14 protein-coding genes are annotated in these 17,584 nt (G+C 36.1%); 5 read left to right on the top strand and 9 right to left on the bottom strand.

Annotated features, from left to right (window positions below; all coding sequences use genetic code 11):
• Positions 1-82 precede the first annotated feature (82 nt).
• Positions 83-688 (top strand): alpha/beta hydrolase, encoded by a 606-nt coding sequence (locus tag QN089_RS13765; RefSeq protein WP_285215529.1) that lies wholly within the window; start codon positions 83-85, stop codon positions 686-688.
• A 157-nt stretch (positions 689-845) separates the two neighbouring features.
• Here the strand turns inward: QN089_RS13765 and QN089_RS13760 are convergent, their stop codons facing one another.
• From QN089_RS13760 to QN089_RS13750, 3 genes are all read right to left on the bottom strand, one after another.
• Complete coding sequence (locus QN089_RS13760) at positions 846-2,960, bottom strand: MMPL family transporter (protein WP_087681080.1); 2,115 nt, start codon at positions 2,958-2,960, stop codon at positions 846-848.
• 220 nt (positions 2,961-3,180) lie between these two features.
• The gene (locus tag QN089_RS13755; RefSeq protein ID WP_068450457.1) at positions 3,181-4,182 is read right to left on the bottom strand and encodes an inorganic phosphate transporter; all 1,002 of its coding nucleotides are present in this window, start codon (positions 4,180-4,182) and stop codon (positions 3,181-3,183) included.
• 11 nt (positions 4,183-4,193) lie between these two features.
• Positions 4,194-4,814, bottom strand: a complete 621-nt coding sequence (locus QN089_RS13750; RefSeq protein WP_068450458.1) for a DUF47 domain-containing protein — start codon at positions 4,812-4,814, stop codon at positions 4,194-4,196.
• Positions 4,815-5,177: 363 nt separating this feature from the next.
• Between QN089_RS13750 and fumC the strand changes: the two genes are divergently transcribed.
• Entirely contained in the window at positions 5,178-6,557 is a 1,380-nt protein-coding gene (fumC, locus tag QN089_RS13745; protein WP_068450459.1) for a class II fumarate hydratase, read from the top strand.
• A gap of 94 nt (positions 6,558-6,651) precedes the next feature.
• Complete coding sequence (locus QN089_RS13740; protein WP_285215528.1) at positions 6,652-7,044, top strand: DUF3139 domain-containing protein; 393 nt, start codon at positions 6,652-6,654, stop codon at positions 7,042-7,044.
• Positions 7,045-7,089: 45 nt separating this feature from the next.
• Here the strand turns inward: QN089_RS13740 and QN089_RS13735 are convergent, their stop codons facing one another.
• On the bottom strand, positions 7,090-8,046 hold the full coding sequence (locus QN089_RS13735) for a TDT family transporter (protein ID WP_285215527.1): 957 nt from the start codon (positions 8,044-8,046) through the stop codon (positions 7,090-7,092).
• Positions 8,047-8,158: 112 nt separating this feature from the next.
• Between QN089_RS13735 and QN089_RS13730 the strand changes: the two genes are divergently transcribed.
• A complete protein-coding gene (locus tag QN089_RS13730; RefSeq protein ID WP_285215526.1) occupies positions 8,159-8,977 on the top strand; it encodes a LysR family transcriptional regulator in 819 nt (272 codons plus the stop codon).
• Positions 8,978-9,005: 28 nt separating this feature from the next.
• Here the strand turns inward: QN089_RS13730 and QN089_RS13725 are convergent, their stop codons facing one another.
• From QN089_RS13725 to nhaC, 5 genes are all read right to left on the bottom strand, one after another.
• Positions 9,006-10,739, bottom strand: a complete 1,734-nt coding sequence (locus tag QN089_RS13725; protein WP_068450467.1) for an FTR1 family iron permease — start codon at positions 10,737-10,739, stop codon at positions 9,006-9,008.
• Positions 10,714-11,982, bottom strand: a complete 1,269-nt coding sequence (efeB, locus tag QN089_RS13720; protein WP_285215525.1) for an iron uptake transporter deferrochelatase/peroxidase subunit — start codon at positions 11,980-11,982, stop codon at positions 10,714-10,716. The genes QN089_RS13725 and efeB overlap by 26 nt, the downstream gene beginning before the upstream one ends.
• Positions 11,983-11,987: 5 nt before the next feature.
• A complete protein-coding gene (gene efeO / locus QN089_RS13715; protein ID WP_285215524.1) occupies positions 11,988-12,860 on the bottom strand; it encodes an iron uptake system protein EfeO in 873 nt (290 codons plus the stop codon).
• A gap of 252 nt (positions 12,861-13,112) precedes the next feature.
• Positions 13,113-14,273, bottom strand: a complete 1,161-nt coding sequence (locus tag QN089_RS13710) for a class I SAM-dependent methyltransferase (RefSeq protein WP_068450473.1) — start codon at positions 14,271-14,273, stop codon at positions 13,113-13,115.
• 81 nt (positions 14,274-14,354) lie between these two features.
• Positions 14,355-15,746, bottom strand: a complete 1,392-nt coding sequence (gene nhaC / locus QN089_RS13705; protein WP_087681086.1) for a Na+/H+ antiporter NhaC — start codon at positions 15,744-15,746, stop codon at positions 14,355-14,357.
• A gap of 283 nt (positions 15,747-16,029) precedes the next feature.
• On the opposite strand from nhaC, the gene putP reads away from it, so the two are divergent.
• A complete protein-coding gene (gene putP / locus QN089_RS13700; RefSeq protein ID WP_285215523.1) occupies positions 16,030-17,511 on the top strand; it encodes a sodium/proline symporter PutP in 1,482 nt (493 codons plus the stop codon).
• The last annotated feature ends 73 nt before the right edge of the window (positions 17,512-17,584 follow it).

Raw genomic sequence — 17,584 nt, 5'->3', positions numbered from 1 at the left:
AAGGAGCGAGTTCATTGACGAACTTGCTCTTTTTTTATATAATTATCTTGAATTCGAGATAATTATGAAGAGGGGGATTTAAATGGAACATGTATTTATAAAAGGCTCAAATGAACAAGCCCCAACATTTTTATTACTGCATGGAACAGGTGGTAATGAAAAAGATTTACTTGGTTTAGGACGAGAGATGAATCCAGAAGCATCATTACTTGGCGTACGAGGCAGCGAAGTAGAGAATGGTATGCCACGCTTTTTCAAACGTTTAGGAATGGGTGTTTTTGATTTAGATAATTTAGAACTACGTACAAAAGAATTGGCAGCATTTATTGATGAAGCAGCGAAAGAGTATGATTTTGATCGTGACAATGTCATTGCGATTGGCTATTCAAATGGTGCGAATATTGCTGCGAACTTATTTTTCCAAGTAGGAAAAGTCGTAAAAGGCGCAATTTTACATCATCCAATGATTCCACGTGAAGATGTGACACTACCAGACCTTACAGGGTTGCGTGTATTCATTACAGCAGGAGAAAACGACCAGATGTGTCCAATTGAGCAATCAACGGGCTTAAAAGACTATTTAGAGGACGCAGGAGCAGATGTAAAAATGTATTGGCATCAATATGGTCATCAATTAACAATGGATGAAGTACAGGCTGCAAAAGAATGGGTAGAGCGTTCTTTTTAAAATGATTCAATAAATAAACGAGCCTGGGACATAAGTGTAAAAAACACATTCCACATGAGCATAAGAAAAACTGGAATCGCGCTGTGGCGCGGTTCCAGTTTTTCGTTGCGAATTCTAAAAAGAGAAGATGACATGTTTTATCCCAGGCTCGTTTTAATTATTTTGCATTTCTTTTATTTTTACGGAATGGTAACCACCAGTTCCAATCACCGAATAGCTTCATTAAACTTGGTACTAGAAGAAGACGGATAATCGTTGCATCAATTGCGATAGCAATCGCAATCGCAACACCGATTTGTTTTACAGGCATAATATCTGTAAATGCGAATGAGCCCGTTAGTACAATCATAATGAGTGCCGCAGATGTGATGATTTTACTTGTTTGCGTTAAACCATCAATTGTAGCTTTCGTGTTACTACTTCCTTTTTCATATTCTTCTTGAATACGAGAGATTAAAAATACTTCATAGTCCATACTCAATCCGAATACAAGACAGAATGTAATGACAGGAATGATTAAAACAATACTACCTGCATCTAATCCAAAGTGACCGTATTGGAAGATATATACGAGTAAACCGAATGCAGCAGTTAATCCAAAGATATTCATAATAATCGCTTTTAAAGGGATTATAATCGAGCGGAAAGCGATTAAAAGAATAATGAACGTCGTCACGATAATAATGAGACCTGCTTCAACAACATGATCTGAAATTTCATCGAAGATTTCTTGATTATATTTTGGCGCACCGGCTAATTTAAAGTTTGGTTTTGACCAATCACGCGCCCATTGTTGTGCTTCAGAAGAATCACCCGCCACATTTAATGTAATAGGAATCATTAATTGATCTTTGTGGATAAAAGCATCCTGTGCTTTTTCTAGATTCGTTTTCACCTGTGGAATTTGACTAGCTTGATCCCATTCTTTCACTGTTTTAATGTCTGTTGTCGTGAAAGCTGTTTTTACATCTTTTACGAGTGAGTCTTTCTCAAGTTTTTTCTGAAGTGAAAGAATTTCTTTACGACCACCATCGTTATCCCAGCCATCTTTACGTTCAACTAAGGCATAAACCGTTGATTGGCTATCTAATTTAAACTCTTTATCTAATTTTTCATATGCGACACGTGCATCATATGTTTTCGGTAGTGCATCAATTTGTGGAATTGTTAATTTAATATCCTTAATCGGAATCATCATAAGCACAAGTACTGCAAGTGATGCGATGACAACGAGTACAGGTCGCTTCATAACTGTTGAAGCGAAAGCATGCCAACGTGATGTAGCAGTTGGTTTTACACGAATAATTGTCCACTTGTTTAGACGATCACCTAGTAGTGTTAAAATTGCTGGAGATAATGTCAGAGCTGTAAAAACAGCGAAGAATACAACAACTGAACCACCTAATGCGATATTTTCAAATAGTTCGACGCGAATAACACTAATCGCGGCTAGACCAATCATGACACAAATAGCAGAGAAGATAATGGATTTACCCGCTGTTTGAATCGCGATTTGAACAGCATGCTCGACAGATGTCCGTTGTCTTTCTTCTCGATAACGATTAATGAAGAGTAGCGAGAAGTCAATACTTAAGGCGAGTCCGAGCATCGGAATAATATTTAAAATGTAGACGGACAGCGAAACAGAATCACCGATAATTACCATTGCAAAGAATGTCACGATAATCGTAGAAATCCCGATTAAAATAGGAAGAATCGAAGCGACAACAGAACCGAATGCTAATAGTAGAACAATAACTGCGATTGGTAAACCGATTAATTCTGCTTGCATTAAGTCTTTTTGACTCGCTTCATTCATATCTTTTGAAATGACAGGTCCACCTGTATATTCAATATTTTTGTCATCTTTTGTGAGATTACGAACATGTTCTACGACAGGACCTAAATCTTGAGAACTTTCATCAAAGTTTAAAACTGCATACGACAGGTTTTTAGAATATTGATCTTTTTCTTTGAGCGGTGAAATGATGGAGTCAATTTCAGGCTCTTCTTTTTTTAATTCATCCAATGTACTTTTAATTTTCTTATCAGATACATCGTTAAAAACAACAAGAATAGAATCGGCAGGTACATCAAAATTTTTGTTTAGTTCTTTCATGACAGCTTGATGCTCAGCATCTACTTTGAAGCCGTCACCTTTTAAATAATCGGGGATTTTGACTGCGAAGAAAGCACTGATGACGATAAAAATCACCCAGAGAGCGACAATGCTTTTCGCATGTTTCGTAATAAATTGTGAGTAGCGAACCATGGTGACACCCTTTCTAACATACTTTGTTTTCAGTTTACAAAATTTCAAAAAGGAATACGAATAAAAGAAATCACTTTTTTACCGTTTTAGAAGATTAAAAGGAATAGATGTATTTTCGAGAATTATTTGGTAAACAGAAAAAGTACGGAACAAAATAAGTCGAGTGCTCGCAACAAAAAAAGAAATCACGCCATCGCGCAATTTCTTTGTGAGTAGACTTTTATAAGAATAGATTGAAAAATAGGAAGATTAATGCACCAAGTGCTGCTGAAATTGGCAGTGTAATAATCCATGTAATGACGATATTTCGTGCCACACCCCATTTAACGCCTTTGACATTTTGCGCTGCACCTACACCCATAATAGAAGATGAAATGACATGTGTTGTCGAAACCGGTAAATGAATTTGTGTTGCACCGAAAATGATTAAAGCAGAAGATAAATCAGCTGCTACGCCGTTTACTGGACGAATCTTCATGATTTTACCACCAACTGTTTTGATGATTTTATAACCACCAATTGATGTACCAAGACCCATCGCAGTTGCTGCAGCAATTCGTACCCACATTGGTACGCCAGCATCTGCTGATAAATAGCCACCAGACATTAAGGCAAGAGCGATAATCCCCATTGATTTTTGTGCATCATTTGTTCCGTGTGAGAAAGACTGAAGTGCAGCAGTCGCAATCTGTACATGACGGAAACGTTTATTTGAGCGATATAAGTTACGATTTTTAAAGATGACCTTGAATAGAGACATCATTAAAAATCCTAAAATAATTGCCATGAATGGTGATAGAATTAACGCCTTAATAATTGTAAGGAAACCTTCAAAATTAATAACGCCCATACCACCAGCGATGACGGCAGCACCTGCAAGTGAGCCAATTAAAGCATGCGATGAACTAGAAGGGATACCGAAGTACCACGTTGCCAAGTTCCAAATAATCGCGGAAATTAATGCTGCTAAAATGATAACGACACCATGATTTAAAGCAAATGGGTCTACAATGTCTTTAGCGATTGCAGTTGCCACACCTGTAAAAGTGATTGCACCGATAAAGTTCATTATAGCAGCCATTGTTACAGCCACTCTAGGCGATAATGCACGCGTAGAAACGGCTGTAGCAATGGCATTTGCAGTATCATGAAAGCCATTGATAAAGTCGAACGTAAGTGCAGCGATGACGACGACGATTGTTAATAGAAATACAGTATCCATTTCGACATCTCCTATGCGTTACGCATGATAATTGTATCCATCGCATTGGCTACGTTTTGGCAGTAGTCAGCTACTTCTTCAAGTTGTTCGTAAATATCTTTGAATTGTGTAATACGAATTGGATCTTTTTCATGTGAGAATAATTGTTTGATTGATGTACGTAATACCTCGTCACATTTACGTTCGTAGTCTTTAATAACAATTGCGTGTTCACGCATGTTTAACAATTTACGATTTAATAAATGTTTCATCGCAGCGACAATTTCATCTGTGCTAAGTGTGATGTACTTTAAGAAATCACGCATGTAGTCATCTACTTCTGTTAACGAGAACATCTCAAAGTGTGCAATACATCCTTCAATTCCATCTAAAATATCATCCATACGAACGGCTAACTCTAAAATATCTTCACGTTCGATTGGCGTCATAAATGATTTATTTAACATTTGGATTAACTGATGAATCAGTTTATCACCATCTGTTTCGTATTTTTTTAGTGTAACGCTAAGTTCCTTTAAATCAGCGATGCTTGTGATGCGAAAATCGTCTGCATAGTGTGATGCAGCATTTAGGTTTTCAGCAATTTGATAAAGTGCGGCAAAGAATGGATCTTCTTTTTTTGAGCTGAACATGTAAATCCTCCTAGTTTGAAACAACCATATAAGTTTTTAAACGCAACTATAATAATAACAAATTCAAAACGAATACCGTATAAAAAAAGCAATTAATCTTAATAAAATTTACAATCTTGTAACATACATATTTAGGGAAATACGGTTTATAGATTGATGTGGTGCGTATTCAAGAAACAGTTGTTTATTTAAATAGGAAGAATTTATATAAAAGTAGGCAAAAATCTATAAAGGTTACAAAAAGTAAGTTAAAAACTAGTTCGCGTTCCATTTCGACTTACTTCAAGCAAATGGCAAGATAAAACTTCTTAAAAGCGTTATGATAAAAGAGTAGTATAGATTGAAGAAATGGAGATGAACAATATGGAATATCGTATTGAACATGATTCTATGGGAGAAATCAAAGTCCCGGCAAATAGTAAATGGGGCGCTCAAACGCAAAGAAGTACAGAAAATTTCCGCATCGGTTCAGACCGTATGCCAATTACTTTTATACATGCATATGCGATTTTGAAAAAATCAGTCGCAAAAGTTTGTGTTGATTTAGGAACACTTTCAGAAGCGAAAGCTGAAGCTATCACTTTTGCAGCAGATGAAATCATTGCAGGTAAATATGACGACCAATTCCCACTTGTTATTTATCAAACAGGTTCAGGTACACAGACGAACATGAATGTGAATGAAGTCATTGCACATATCGGTAATGAATATCTAGCTGAAAAAGGTGTAGAAGAACGTCTACATCCAAATGATGATGTTAATAAATCTCAATCTTCAAATGACTCTTTCCCAACAGCGATGCATATCGCAACTTCTCTAGCTGTTGAACATAATTTATTACCTGCTTTAGCGCAAATTAAAGCAACACTACAAGCGAAATCAGAAGAATTTATGCACTTAATTAAAATCGGTCGTACACATCTACAAGATGCGACACCTCTTACATTAGGACAAGAAGTAAGTGGTTGGTTGTATATGGTTGAAGCGTCTGAAAAGATGATTCGAGAAGCTGCACAACATATGCGCGAATTAGCGATTGGCGGTACAGCAGTTGGTACGGGATTAAATGCACCAGAAGGATTCGATGAAAAAGTAGTTGCTGAAATTTCAAAACAAACAGGTCTTGATTTTGTTCCTTCTCCAAATAAATTCCATGCACTTACATCACATGATCAAATTACAACGACACATGGTGCGATGAAAGCATTAGCAGCAGACTTAATGAAAATTGCGAATGATGTACGTTGGTTAGCGTCTGGTCCACGCTCAGGTTTTGGTGAAATCTCGATTCCAGAAAATGAACCAGGTTCTTCCATCATGCCAGGTAAAGTCAACCCAACTCAATGTGAAGCTGTCACAATGGTAGCCGTACAAGTAATGGGGAATGATGTAACAATTGGCTTTGCGGCTTCACAAGGTAACTTTGAATTGAATGTCTTTAAACCAGTGATTTTACACAACTTCATGCAGTCTGTTGAACTATTATCAGATGCAATTCGTAGCTTTAATGAGCATTGTTTAGTAGGGATTACGGCAAATGAAGATAAGCTAGAACATTTCTTAAACAATTCACTAATGCTTGTAACAGCTTTAAACCCTCATATTGGCTATGAAAATGCAGCGAAAATTGCGAAGTTAGCGCACAAAGAAGGCTTAACTTTAAAAGAAGCTGCGATTCAAAGTGGTCTATTAACAGAAGAACAATTCAACGAATGGGTTGTTCCAAGTAAGATGATTAAATAACTAAAAAAGCGTATAGGTGAAAAGCATGATTCTTTTCATCTATGCGTTTCTTTTTGTATAAATATGTTATTTTATAGAAAAGGAGGGGATTTATATGAAAAAATTATTTTATACGTTAGCAATTATAATCGGAATTTGTATCATTGTTGTACCACTGCTATTTATTTTTGTGTTGAATAATGGCAACCCTTATACAAAATACATAGTAAAAAAACATGTCCCGAATCATTTAGAACAGCAAGGTTACACAGAAAAAGATTTACATGAACAAGTTTATGTAGAACCGAAAGAAAAAGGACAAGATGGTTTTTATCAAGGACAGTATAAAGTGGTTTTTAAAGATGAGCCGAATATAACGTATTACTATGGTGTAGAAAAAGAGGGCAAACAAGTAAAGCAGTTTTGTGAGAAAGAAACAGTGCAAAATGATGCAACAGAATACATTACAACAACTACAAAACATAGTGAAAGTAACTGTACCAAGTAGTATTTAATAAAAAAAACATCGCGTCTGAAAGCGATGTTTTTTTTATTAAATTTCAATTTCTTTTTTAACAGTCTTTGCAACAGGTGCTTCTTTCTTTTGAATGAATAAGAAAGCAAGGTAGCGTACCAACACAATGCCTGTAATAACAATAGCTAGAGCCACTTCTGTATAAGCGACAAATTGGAAGTAAGGCCATTGTAGAACATCATGTGCAAGTGTTGCTGCAATCCCTGTAATCACAAGCGGGAATGTGAACGCTGCAAAGCTTGGATAGAAAGCAAGTTTGAAAATGTTGTGTAAGAAATACAATACGACAAAGAATAGAATCTGACTAACGATTAAACTACTAGCTACAATTGCTGTATTCGGCGCATCTGTGATTGCTAAATAGCCGGCTAAACATAATGATGTAGGTGCAGTTAGAATCGTTAGAAGTGGCATAGCAGCTGGTTCATTATAATGTGTTTTAATTAAACGGTAAATCATCATTGGTACGAGTACGACGTAATTAATAATCGCTAGTACGAAAAAGATTTGACCGATTAATAAATTGAATGTTGGTGATGTAAATGTAATAACACCAATACCGATATATGTGATGAACCAACTAGGGTATAAACTTTGTAAAGTTAAGTCATGTTTAATCACAAAATGATAGGTAAAGTGTGCCATAAAGCCAAGATGTAATACAATCGCACCATACCATAAGACATTAGCTAATAAGACAAAACTTTCAAATTGATGAATGTATGCAGCGATACCGAATGTTGCCATTGTGAACGTCGGTGCAACAGCTGCAATCATTGGATTTTTTAATTCTTGTTTAATTGATTGGAAGTCTACTACAACGCGTAGTGTCAGAAATGCGATTAGTAATATGGCAATCCATACGAAAATATGTCCCACTACTTCGAATTGGCGTTGTAACATGAAGTTTCCAAGTGATACAATCGCTAAAATTAGACCAGCCATTGGAATCGGAATTTTTTTGATGAATGACATCGAATCATCTCTTTCTTAGTTGATACCTATATTATAAAACGAAATGTATTATAATAAAAATAAATCATTAAAATCATAATTATTATAAAAATTAATAATAGAGGTGGAAAATATGTTTCAGCGTTTTACAATTTTTATGCAGGCATATAAATTACGAAACTTTTCAGAAGTCGCGAATACATTGTTCATTTCGCAACCAACAGTTTCTGTCCAATTGAAAAAGCTTGAAGAAGAATTACATGTTACGCTATTTATTCGACAAGGTCCGAAAGAAGTGATTCCGACAGAAGAAGCAGACTATTTATATCGCCAGTTATTAAATTTGCGTGACGAATGGGATCATGTATTGGAACAACTACAGCATATTAAAGAGAAGAAGGAAGTATGTGTTATTGCATGTTCTAATACATGTGCGACGAATTATATGCCGCGTATATATCGTGATTTACAAGATGCTTTTCCGAATATTATTTTTGAATTGAAGCAGATGAATTCAGATGATGTCATGAAGCAGATGGAACAACATGAGGCGCATATTGGCTTAATTGAAAAACCACTTATGCATGAAACATTTCGACGTTTTCCAATCTTTGAAGATGAGCTAGTGTTAGCGGGGAAAAAGGACGCAACACAATGGTTGATGAGGGAAGCAGAGTCGGGTATTTATTATTACAATCAACGTTTTTTAGAAGAACAAAACGTCTATTTACCGATTTTAAAAGTGAATTCAAATGCCTTAATTGTAGAATTATTAAAGCAGGGAGAAGGTCTCACTATTTTATCGAAAGATTCGCTTGTACCAGACATTCCATATGATGAACATTATACGTATCATCGTCTTTTTTATTGTGTGACGAGAACACATCCAGCTACGAGCCAAATAAATGATTTAAACGCCTATATAGAACAAAAATATGCATTAAAAAAATGAGATTCAATTAAGAATCTCATTTTTTATATTACTTTTCATTTTTTCGTTTATAGATGATTGTACCAATCACTAGTACGATTAAAATAAGTTGTCCAATGATGGTTTCCCACGTCGGATAGAACCCGATATTCGGATAGACAGGTAAACCTGAAATGATGTTCGTACTCATACGGTCTGTTAATTGAAGTGTATGAATACTTACACCGATAATTTTAAATGCGAGTAAGTAGATTAGTACAGTCGCTACAGCGAAGAAACGGTGTACAGGAATTTTCGCACTCACTTTTAATAAGAAGAATGCGACTACTGCTAGAATTGCGATGGCTACGGCAATACCAAGAGCGAATTGACTTGTGGCCATTTTTGGTGCGATTCCTGCATAGAAAATTAATGTTTCGGCACCTTCTCGGAATACGGATAAGAAACTAATTGCTGCCATGGCGAATACCGATTGTTTCGACATAGCATGGTTCATTTGTTTTGAAATATAAGCGTTCCATGCTTTGACGTTTGATTTACTATGCATCCAGACACCGACACCAATCATCATAGCAGCTGCTGCAAGCCCAACGTAACCTTCAATCATTTCACGACTTGAGGCAATAGAATCAGAATTGAACAGTGTAGACATTAAGATAGCTGCCACGGCACTCAAGCCAATACCAGCGCCAGCACCGATATAAATCCATTTTGCCATATGTTCTTGATTTGATTTTTTCAAGAATGCAACGAGCGCTAAAATAATTAATAGTGCTTCTAAACCTTCGCGTAGAAGAATTAATGCAGCGTCCCACATCGTATAGTTTTGATCACCATCAACTAATTGGATTTGTTGTTTAAAGTCTGTTAATTGTTTTTTTAGTGCGTCTGCATCCACCGATGATTTTGTTAGTTTACCAGCAATGATGGGCATATCACTTTCAATTTTTGTGTACAGACCTGCATTTTTTGTACTAATATCACTTTCAACATTTGGCCATACTTTAATGAATTCTGTAATCGTAGCAGAAGCTTTTGAGTATTCTTTTTGGTCTATGTAATCATTCGCTTCATCAATTAAATCCGTTAAGGTTTTAAGTGAATAGCCTTTTTTTACAGCACCAACTTCTTTACCATTCGCAAAGTCTGTTACGTCTTGTTTTAATGTATTAAATGTATTTTGTAGTGAATCAAAGTTCGGATTGTCACCTTCTAATTCTAAGCGAAGTAGCGACATTTGAACTTCAATTTCACCATATGCCGTCATATCAAATTGACGAACTGGTTTTTCATTTTTTGTCCAAAAAGCATTGAATGTTTTATAACCTGTTAAGGCAGTTTCGACATTCTTTGATTGAATCGCACGTTCTAATTGATTTAGAGCAGGTGTCATCGCCATTAATACGTCTTGGCGCTCTGATTTTTCATCTACGGGATTTTCTTCTGTTTCAAGATTTGCAATCCCTGTTGAAAGAGCTGTTAATGCAGCGAGACGTTCCTCTTTATTTTTCGCTTTTTCAGCAGCAGCAAGCGCATTATTTACCTCAGTTGCTGCTTTTGAATCTTTACGATTAGAAGCTTCCCAGTCTTTTTTGAATGTGGCAATGGCTTCTTTTGCTTTTTCATCATTTCCTTGTTTCGAATTCGTGATGGCATCACTAATTGAAATAAATAGATGACTATAGTTATTAGCAGGTTCTGCAAAAGCAGGCTTTGTGTAAGAGCCTGCTAGTAATAAAAAGATTAATAAGATAGAACTAAAGCGTGTTAAAAAGTGCTTCACCGATAAAACTCCCTTTTTTCACACCAGGGAAGCAAGCGAATAGAGCACTGCCTCGATGGGTAATATATTCATTCATTTTATCCATACGACCTAAACTATTTTGAATCTTAATGAACTGATTCGGATCTTTTTGGAACGAAATGAATAATAAGCCTGCATCATGTGTCCCCGTTGAGTCCATAACACCAGAAGCATATGAATAAGAACGACGTAATAAGCGCACATTTGCTTTCTTTGCTAAAAAGACATGTGATGTTTCAGGGACTACATTTTCACCACTTTTATCTTTGCGATCAATTTCCATCGCTTCGAATTCACTTGTTTTACCAAGTGGCGCCCCTGTATCACGATGACGTCCAAATGTTGCTTCTTGTTCATCAAGTGCTGTACGATCCCATGTTTCTAAGTGCATTTGAACTTTACGTGCCACAAGGTATGTACCACCTGTAAGCCATGATTTTGATTCACCTGATTGGATAAATACAACACGATCTGCATCTGCTGCGTCACGTGGGTTTTCTGTACCATCTTTGAATGCAAATAGATTACGTGGTGTTTCAGGTTTGCCATTCTTCATTGGAATGGCATTGAATCCAGCTTGCGACCATTTTAGTGAAACTCGACCTGTTGCGATACGAACTAAGTTACGCACTGCATGGAAGGCTACTTGTGGATCATCTGCACATGCTTGAATGCAAATATCGCCACCAGAATATTCTTCTTGTAACTGATCTTTTGGGAAGTGTGGTAAGTCTTTTAATTCTTTTGGTTTTTGATCGCCAAAATCGAATTTTTTAAATAGCGATGGACCTACACCGAATGTCAGTGTTAGGTTCTTCGCATCAAGACCAACCGCTTCACCTGTATCTGCAGGAGGTACCATGATGTTTGTGACATCACCAACTGTTTCGCCATTCATTAGTTTTACAGCAGCAGGTGTCCAATCTTTAAATAATTGGGCTAATTCTGCTTTTGTTTTCACAAGAACAGTTAACGAAGCAAAATAAATATTTGTTTGTGAAGGCGTCATAATACCTGATTGATTTTTCCCATAAAACTTTACTTTATTTTTTACGTTTGTCTTGTCTTCTTCAACTGCATTATTTCTACCAAATGCAGAGAGAATACCACCCATACCTGAAGCACCGATGGCTACACCTGCTGCGCCCACACCAGTCATTTTTAACATTTGACGACGTGAGATTTTCTTTTCAAACAAATTATCTTTTTTTTCTTCGGTCATTTAAATCACTCCAAGATTGTTCCCATTTGAGCTAATGGCTCGCCAAGTTGATTAACAGCTAGAGAAAGAGCTTGTGTATCTTCTTTTTTCAATTTTGTGTAAGATACAAAACCACCATCTTTTGTTTCATGTTTTGCTAATAAATCGTTTACGTTTTTAAATTGTTTTGTTAGATTTTCAGCAAGTGCAGGGTCTTTATCTTGAATTTTCTTTTCTAAGATTGTAAAGATTTTTTCTGCACCTTCGATATTGGCTTTAAAGTCATATAAGTCAGTATGAGAATAGATTTCTTCTTCACCTGTAATTTTTGATGTTGATACTTCATTTAATAAATCAACCGCACCGTTGACCATTAGTTTTGGTGTTACTTCAACTGTTTCAACACGTGCGCGTAATTCTTTTGAATCGGCTAATAATTGATCTGCAACTTTTTCATAGCCTTTAGTTGTTTTTTCTACCCATAATGCGCGCTCTAACTTGTGGTAACCAGACCAATCTTCTTCGCCCTTACCTTCATCTTTTATATCAGCTAGACGTGCATCAATACGTGGATCTAAATCACCAAAGCTTTCAGCAATCGGCTCTGAACGTTCAAAATACATACGAGCTACTGGATAAATTTCTTTTGCTTTTTTCATATCACCAGCTTTTACAGCGTTTACAAAATCTTCAGTAGAAGATGTGAATTTGTCTAATTGATCAATTGCAAATTCTTTGTAAGCAGCAACTTCTTGATCAAGTTGAACTTGCTCTGTTTTAGGTTGCTCAGCTGTTTTAGCTGTTGCATCCTCTTTTTTTGCATCTTCTGTGTTTCCGCATGCTGCTGTTAATACTGTTCCTGCTAAAAGAATAGTAGCTAAAATTGATTTTGATTTCATTATGATCCTTCTTTCGATTCGTTATTTATTACTAACAATGATAATCATTATCAGTTGGAAGTCAATACTTTTTCAATAAATAAAAAGAGAGAAGAATGTTTTAAGAAATTTCTCAAAAAGTGTATCACGAAAAAGTGAAGAATTATAGAAGTTTTTCGAAAATCCTTTCAAAATAAATAAATAGGAAGAAAGCGTGTGTGAAATAGAAAAAACACACCATATTTTCGCTTGGAAAATAGGTGTGCGAGTCGTTTACAAATAATCTTTTAATTCATTTTCTAAGAAAGGTTTTGCATGTAAAAATTGCGTGAAAGCATCGTAACGCGCACGTTGTTCTTCGGTCGGTTTTTTACCTGTTTTATAAGCGCGAATGAGAATATTTTTAGGCGTGTTTTCCATATCGATAAATTCTAGTAATTGCGCTTCATAACCTACAAGTTGAAGAATTTCAGCTCGAATGGAGTCTGTGGCAAGTGCAGCAAAGCGTTCTTTCACTAAACCATGTTGCAACATGATATCGAGTGGAGAAGCGTCGAGTTGTCGGTTCAGCTCATGTTGGCAACAAGGGACACTTAGAATGACGTTTGCATTCCATTTGACCGCGCGCGATAATGCCATATCTGTTGCAACATCACATGCATGAAGCGTAACGACCATATCGACTGCATTCTCATCATTGTAGTCATTAATATCACCAACTAAAAATTCAAGTTGGTCGTATTGAAGATCGCGTGCAATCTCAGCACAATGTTCAATGACTTCTTTTTTAAGGTCGAGACCTGTCACACGTAAGTCGAGTCCTTTCATTTCGTGTAAATAGTGATATAGCGCGAATGTCAGATAGGATTTACCTGAACCGAAATCTAAAATACGAATTGTGCGGTCTTTTGGTAAGTGTTCAAGTGAATCATCGATAAATTCAATAAAGCGATTAATTTGCTTGAACTTATCGTATTTTTGTTTTTTGACTTTGCCATCTTCTGTTTGCACACCAAGTCGTATAAGGAATGGATGTGGGACATCAGGATCTAAAATATATTGTTTTTTACGGTTATGTGATAGGTTCACTTGTTTTGTACTTTGTTGTTTATTCGTTTTGAAGAGTACTTTATTCTTTTTTGATAATTGAATTTGAATCGCTTCTTCTTTGAACTCACCTTGTAGCTGTCGGAAGTCTTCAAATAGCTGTGTGACTTTTTCAGCTACTTGGTCCAGTGTCACATTCTCATGTTTTAAAATACGTTCGTATTGATATTCGAATTGAATGTGATAAATTCCTTTGAGTGCAATCGGTTTTAACTTTACGCGCTTTACTTCATTTGATTTTTGACGCGGTTGACTAATCGTTGCAGAAATAAGTTGTTCGGTTGTTAGTAAAGTCGTTACACGCTCTAACATTTCTTGAAATTCCATATAAAAACTCCTTCTACTTTATATGCGTTTAAACTATGGGTAAGTTTAACACATTTTTAATAGAAGGAGTATGACAGTCGCTTATGATTCGTCTGACTTTAAATACGTTAATGTTTTGCCTGTAAAACCGAATAGAACGGTTAAAATCGGTGATAATAAGCAGAAGAAAGCGAATGGGAAGTATTCAGTTGTTGGAACAGCTAAAACAGTTGTAATAAAAATACCGCAAACACTCCATGGAACGAGTGGATTTACAACCGTACCAGCATCTTCTACTACACGTGCTAAGTTTTTACTATGAAGTCCTGCTTTTTTAAATTGATCTTGGAATGCTTCACTTGTTAATAAAATTGATAAATATTGTTCACCAATCAATGTATTAATACCGATCGCTGTACCAGCAGCTCCAGCAATTACTGAGCGTGGACGACGTAATAAATGTTCAACTTTTAATAGAATGGCTTGAATAATACCTAGTGTGAAGAGTAATCCACCCATTGATAGCGCAAGTAATACTAAACCGATTGTTGAGAACATACTGACTAAACCACCACGTGTTAGTAAGGAATCAATCTCTTTTAAACCTGTATTAGATTTGAAGCCATCGTATAGAATAGACATCACTTCAGTAGCTGTATAAGGATGAATAAACAGCCCAATAATAATTGCAACAAATGATGTAATCGCTAATGTTGGAATGGCAGGTACTTTTTTAAATGCCATGATGACAAGTAGTGCGACAGGGATAAAAGCATACCAATGAATTAAATCTGTTTTTAATAATGCTTCTTTGAATTGGTCGATTGCTTCCGTCTGTTTTAATTCTTTCGTTGGCGACAAAATTGCAAACAAAATGGTTGAAATAACAAGTGCTGGAATAGTAGTCCAAGCCATATTTTTAATATGATCGAATAAATCAACTTGCATAATAGATGATGACAAATTTGTTGTATCAGATAATGGTGACATCTTATCTCCGAAGAAAGCACCTGAGACAATAGCACCCGCTGTAATCGCTAATGATAAATCCATAGCAGAAGCCATACCGATGAATGCCACACCGACTGTAGCGGTTGTTGTCAATGAACTACCGACTGCTACACCGACTACACAAGCAATTAAAAAGACAATCGCGAAAAAGAAGTGTGGTGAGATTGTTAAGAAACCGACGTAGATTAATGAAGGAATTGTACCTCCCATCATCAGTGCGCTAATCAAAATTCCGATAAAGAAGAAAATAAAAATAGCGCCTAATCCCGCACGCGCACCGTCCATCATGCCGAGTTCTAAATCTTTAAATGAAATCCGTTTAAATGCACCATAAATAAGTAATAACAAAATGGAAATTAAAATCGGAATATGTGGAAGTGCACCAAATTTAATAATGGATACACTCATAATCGCAATAATTCCTAAAATTAGAAGGAGGGCTTCTAATACAGAAGGAGCGATTTTAGCTTGAATACGAAACATAGTGTGACCTCCTCTAAAAATCTATGTAAATGTGTCATGTTCTACTTTTTTGCTTCAACGCATTGAAGTATAAGCTAAATTTTAGCATAGTTCATTAGATAGTCAATATAGAAAAACTGAAATGTTTCTTTAAAATAGTTATTTATACGTTTGAACGAGAAATTTTGTACGTATAATATACATTTTATGTTCCCTATGGTATGATTTTTATACATCACAATAATACCCATTTAATGGTTATTATACAAAGGGAAACCTAATTCTTACATAAGGGGGAAATGATATGACAGATAATACATATCAATTATTGGCGATTATTCTTTATATGGTTGCAATGCTTGCAATTGGCTGGTACTCGTTTAAAAAGACGAGTAACTTAACAGATTATATGTTAGGTGGTCGTTCACTTGGACCTGCTGTAACAGCACTAAGTGCAGGGGCATCTGATATGTCAGGTTGGTTATTAATGGGGTTACCAGGGGCGGTATATGCTTCTGGATTAGTAGAAGGCTGGATTGCAGTAGGTTTAACAGTCGGTGCATATTTGAACTGGTTATTAGTTGCACCACGTCTACGTGTATATACACAAGTATCGAATAACTCGATTACGATTCCGAGTTACTTAGATAACCGTCTAAAAGATTCATCTAAATTATTACGTATTGCTTCAGGACTTATTATTTTAGTATTCTTTACATTTTATGTATCGTCAGGTATGGTATCCGGCGGTGTATTCTTTGAAAGTTCATTCGGTTATAGCTATCATTCAGGTTTATTACTAGTAGCAGGTGTCGTAGTTGCCTATACATTATTCGGTGGATTTTTAGCCGTAAGCTATACAGACTTTATTCAAGGTTTAATCATGTTTTTAGCTCTAGTTACAGTACCAATTGTCGGTGTATTTGTAACAGGAGGCATTGGTGAAACAGTAACATCGATTAAAGAGGTTAATCCAGATTACTTAAGCTTCTTTGCGACTGCTACGACAGCAGGTGTCATTTCTTCATTAGCTTGGGGATTAGGTTACTTCGGTCAACCACATATCATCGTGCGTTTTATGGCGATTTCAAGTGTAAAAGAAACAAAACAAGCGCGTCGCATTGGTATCGGCTGGATGATATTAAGTTTATTCGGTGCGATGACGACAGCATTAGTCGGTATTGCTTACTATCAACAACATGGTTTGACACTGAAAAATCCTGAAACGGTATTTATCGCGTTAGGACAAATTCTATTCCATCCATTTGTAGCAGGTATTATGTTAGCCGCAATTCTAGCTGCGATTATGAGTACGATTGCCTCTCAATTAATCGTTACATCTTCAGCATTAGTTGAAGATATCTACAAAGCAGTATTTAATAAAAGTGCGTCAGATAAGCACTATGTATTTATGGGACGACTAGCTGTATTAGTTGTATCATTATTTGCGTTATGGGGTGCATGGGATCAAGATAATACAATTTTAGAATTAGTTGCATTTGCATGGGCTGGCTTCGGTTCAGCATTCGGTCCAGTCATTCTTTTAACATTATTCTGGAAGAAAATCACACGTTGGGGTGCTCTATCAGGTATGGTTGTCGGAGCAGTTGTTGCTTATGTATGGGGACAAAATAAAGAACTGCATGGAATGCTTTATGAAATCGTACCAGGTTTCTTCTCGGCATTCGTTGTTGTGATTATTGTCAGTCTGATGACATATAAACCAAATCCAGAGATTGAACGTGAATTTGAAGAGACAAAAGAGATATTACGCCGCGATAAATAGGGTATAATCAAACTAACAAACCGTAGTTCCATATTTTAGTGGGCTACGGTCTTTTTAAAAAATAAGGGGTGCT

The sequence above is a fragment of the Kurthia sp. YJT4 genome (assembly GCF_030219945.1).
GTDB lineage: Bacteria > Bacillota > Bacilli > Bacillales_A > Planococcaceae > Kurthia > Kurthia gibsonii.
This window is presented reverse-complemented; position numbering and strand designations above follow the sequence as displayed.

What these genes read in the sequence shown, in the direction of transcription:
- fumC (WP_068450459.1), top strand. Translation starts at nt 5,178, where the DNA reads ATGGAATATCGTATTGAACATGATTCTATGGGAGAAATCAAAGTCCCG.
- efeO (WP_285215524.1), bottom strand. Translation starts at nt 12,860, where the DNA reads ATGAAATCAAAATCAATTTTAGCTACTATTCTTTTAGCAGGAACAGTA.
- QN089_RS13760 (WP_087681080.1), bottom strand. Translation starts at nt 2,960, where the DNA reads ATGGTTCGCTACTCACAATTTATTACGAAACATGCGAAAAGCATTGTC.
- QN089_RS13735 (WP_285215527.1), bottom strand. Translation starts at nt 8,046, where the DNA reads ATGTCATTCATCAAAAAAATTCCGATTCCAATGGCTGGTCTAATTTTA.
- QN089_RS13765 (WP_285215529.1), top strand. Translation starts at nt 83, where the DNA reads ATGGAACATGTATTTATAAAAGGCTCAAATGAACAAGCCCCAACATTT.
- QN089_RS13740 (WP_285215528.1), top strand. Translation starts at nt 6,652, where the DNA reads ATGAAAAAATTATTTTATACGTTAGCAATTATAATCGGAATTTGTATC.
- QN089_RS13730 (WP_285215526.1), top strand. Translation starts at nt 8,159, where the DNA reads ATGTTTCAGCGTTTTACAATTTTTATGCAGGCATATAAATTACGAAAC.
- QN089_RS13755 (WP_068450457.1), bottom strand. Translation starts at nt 4,182, where the DNA reads ATGGATACTGTATTTCTATTAACAATCGTCGTCGTCATCGCTGCACTT.
- efeB (WP_285215525.1), bottom strand. Translation starts at nt 11,982, where the DNA reads ATGACCGAAGAAAAAAAAGATAATTTGTTTGAAAAGAAAATCTCACGT.
- QN089_RS13750 (WP_068450458.1), bottom strand. Translation starts at nt 4,814, where the DNA reads ATGTTCAGCTCAAAAAAAGAAGATCCATTCTTTGCCGCACTTTATCAA.
- nhaC (WP_087681086.1), bottom strand. Translation starts at nt 15,746, where the DNA reads ATGTTTCGTATTCAAGCTAAAATCGCTCCTTCTGTATTAGAAGCCCTC.
- QN089_RS13710 (WP_068450473.1), bottom strand. Translation starts at nt 14,273, where the DNA reads ATGGAATTTCAAGAAATGTTAGAGCGTGTAACGACTTTACTAACAACC.
- putP (WP_285215523.1), top strand. Translation starts at nt 16,030, where the DNA reads ATGACAGATAATACATATCAATTATTGGCGATTATTCTTTATATGGTT.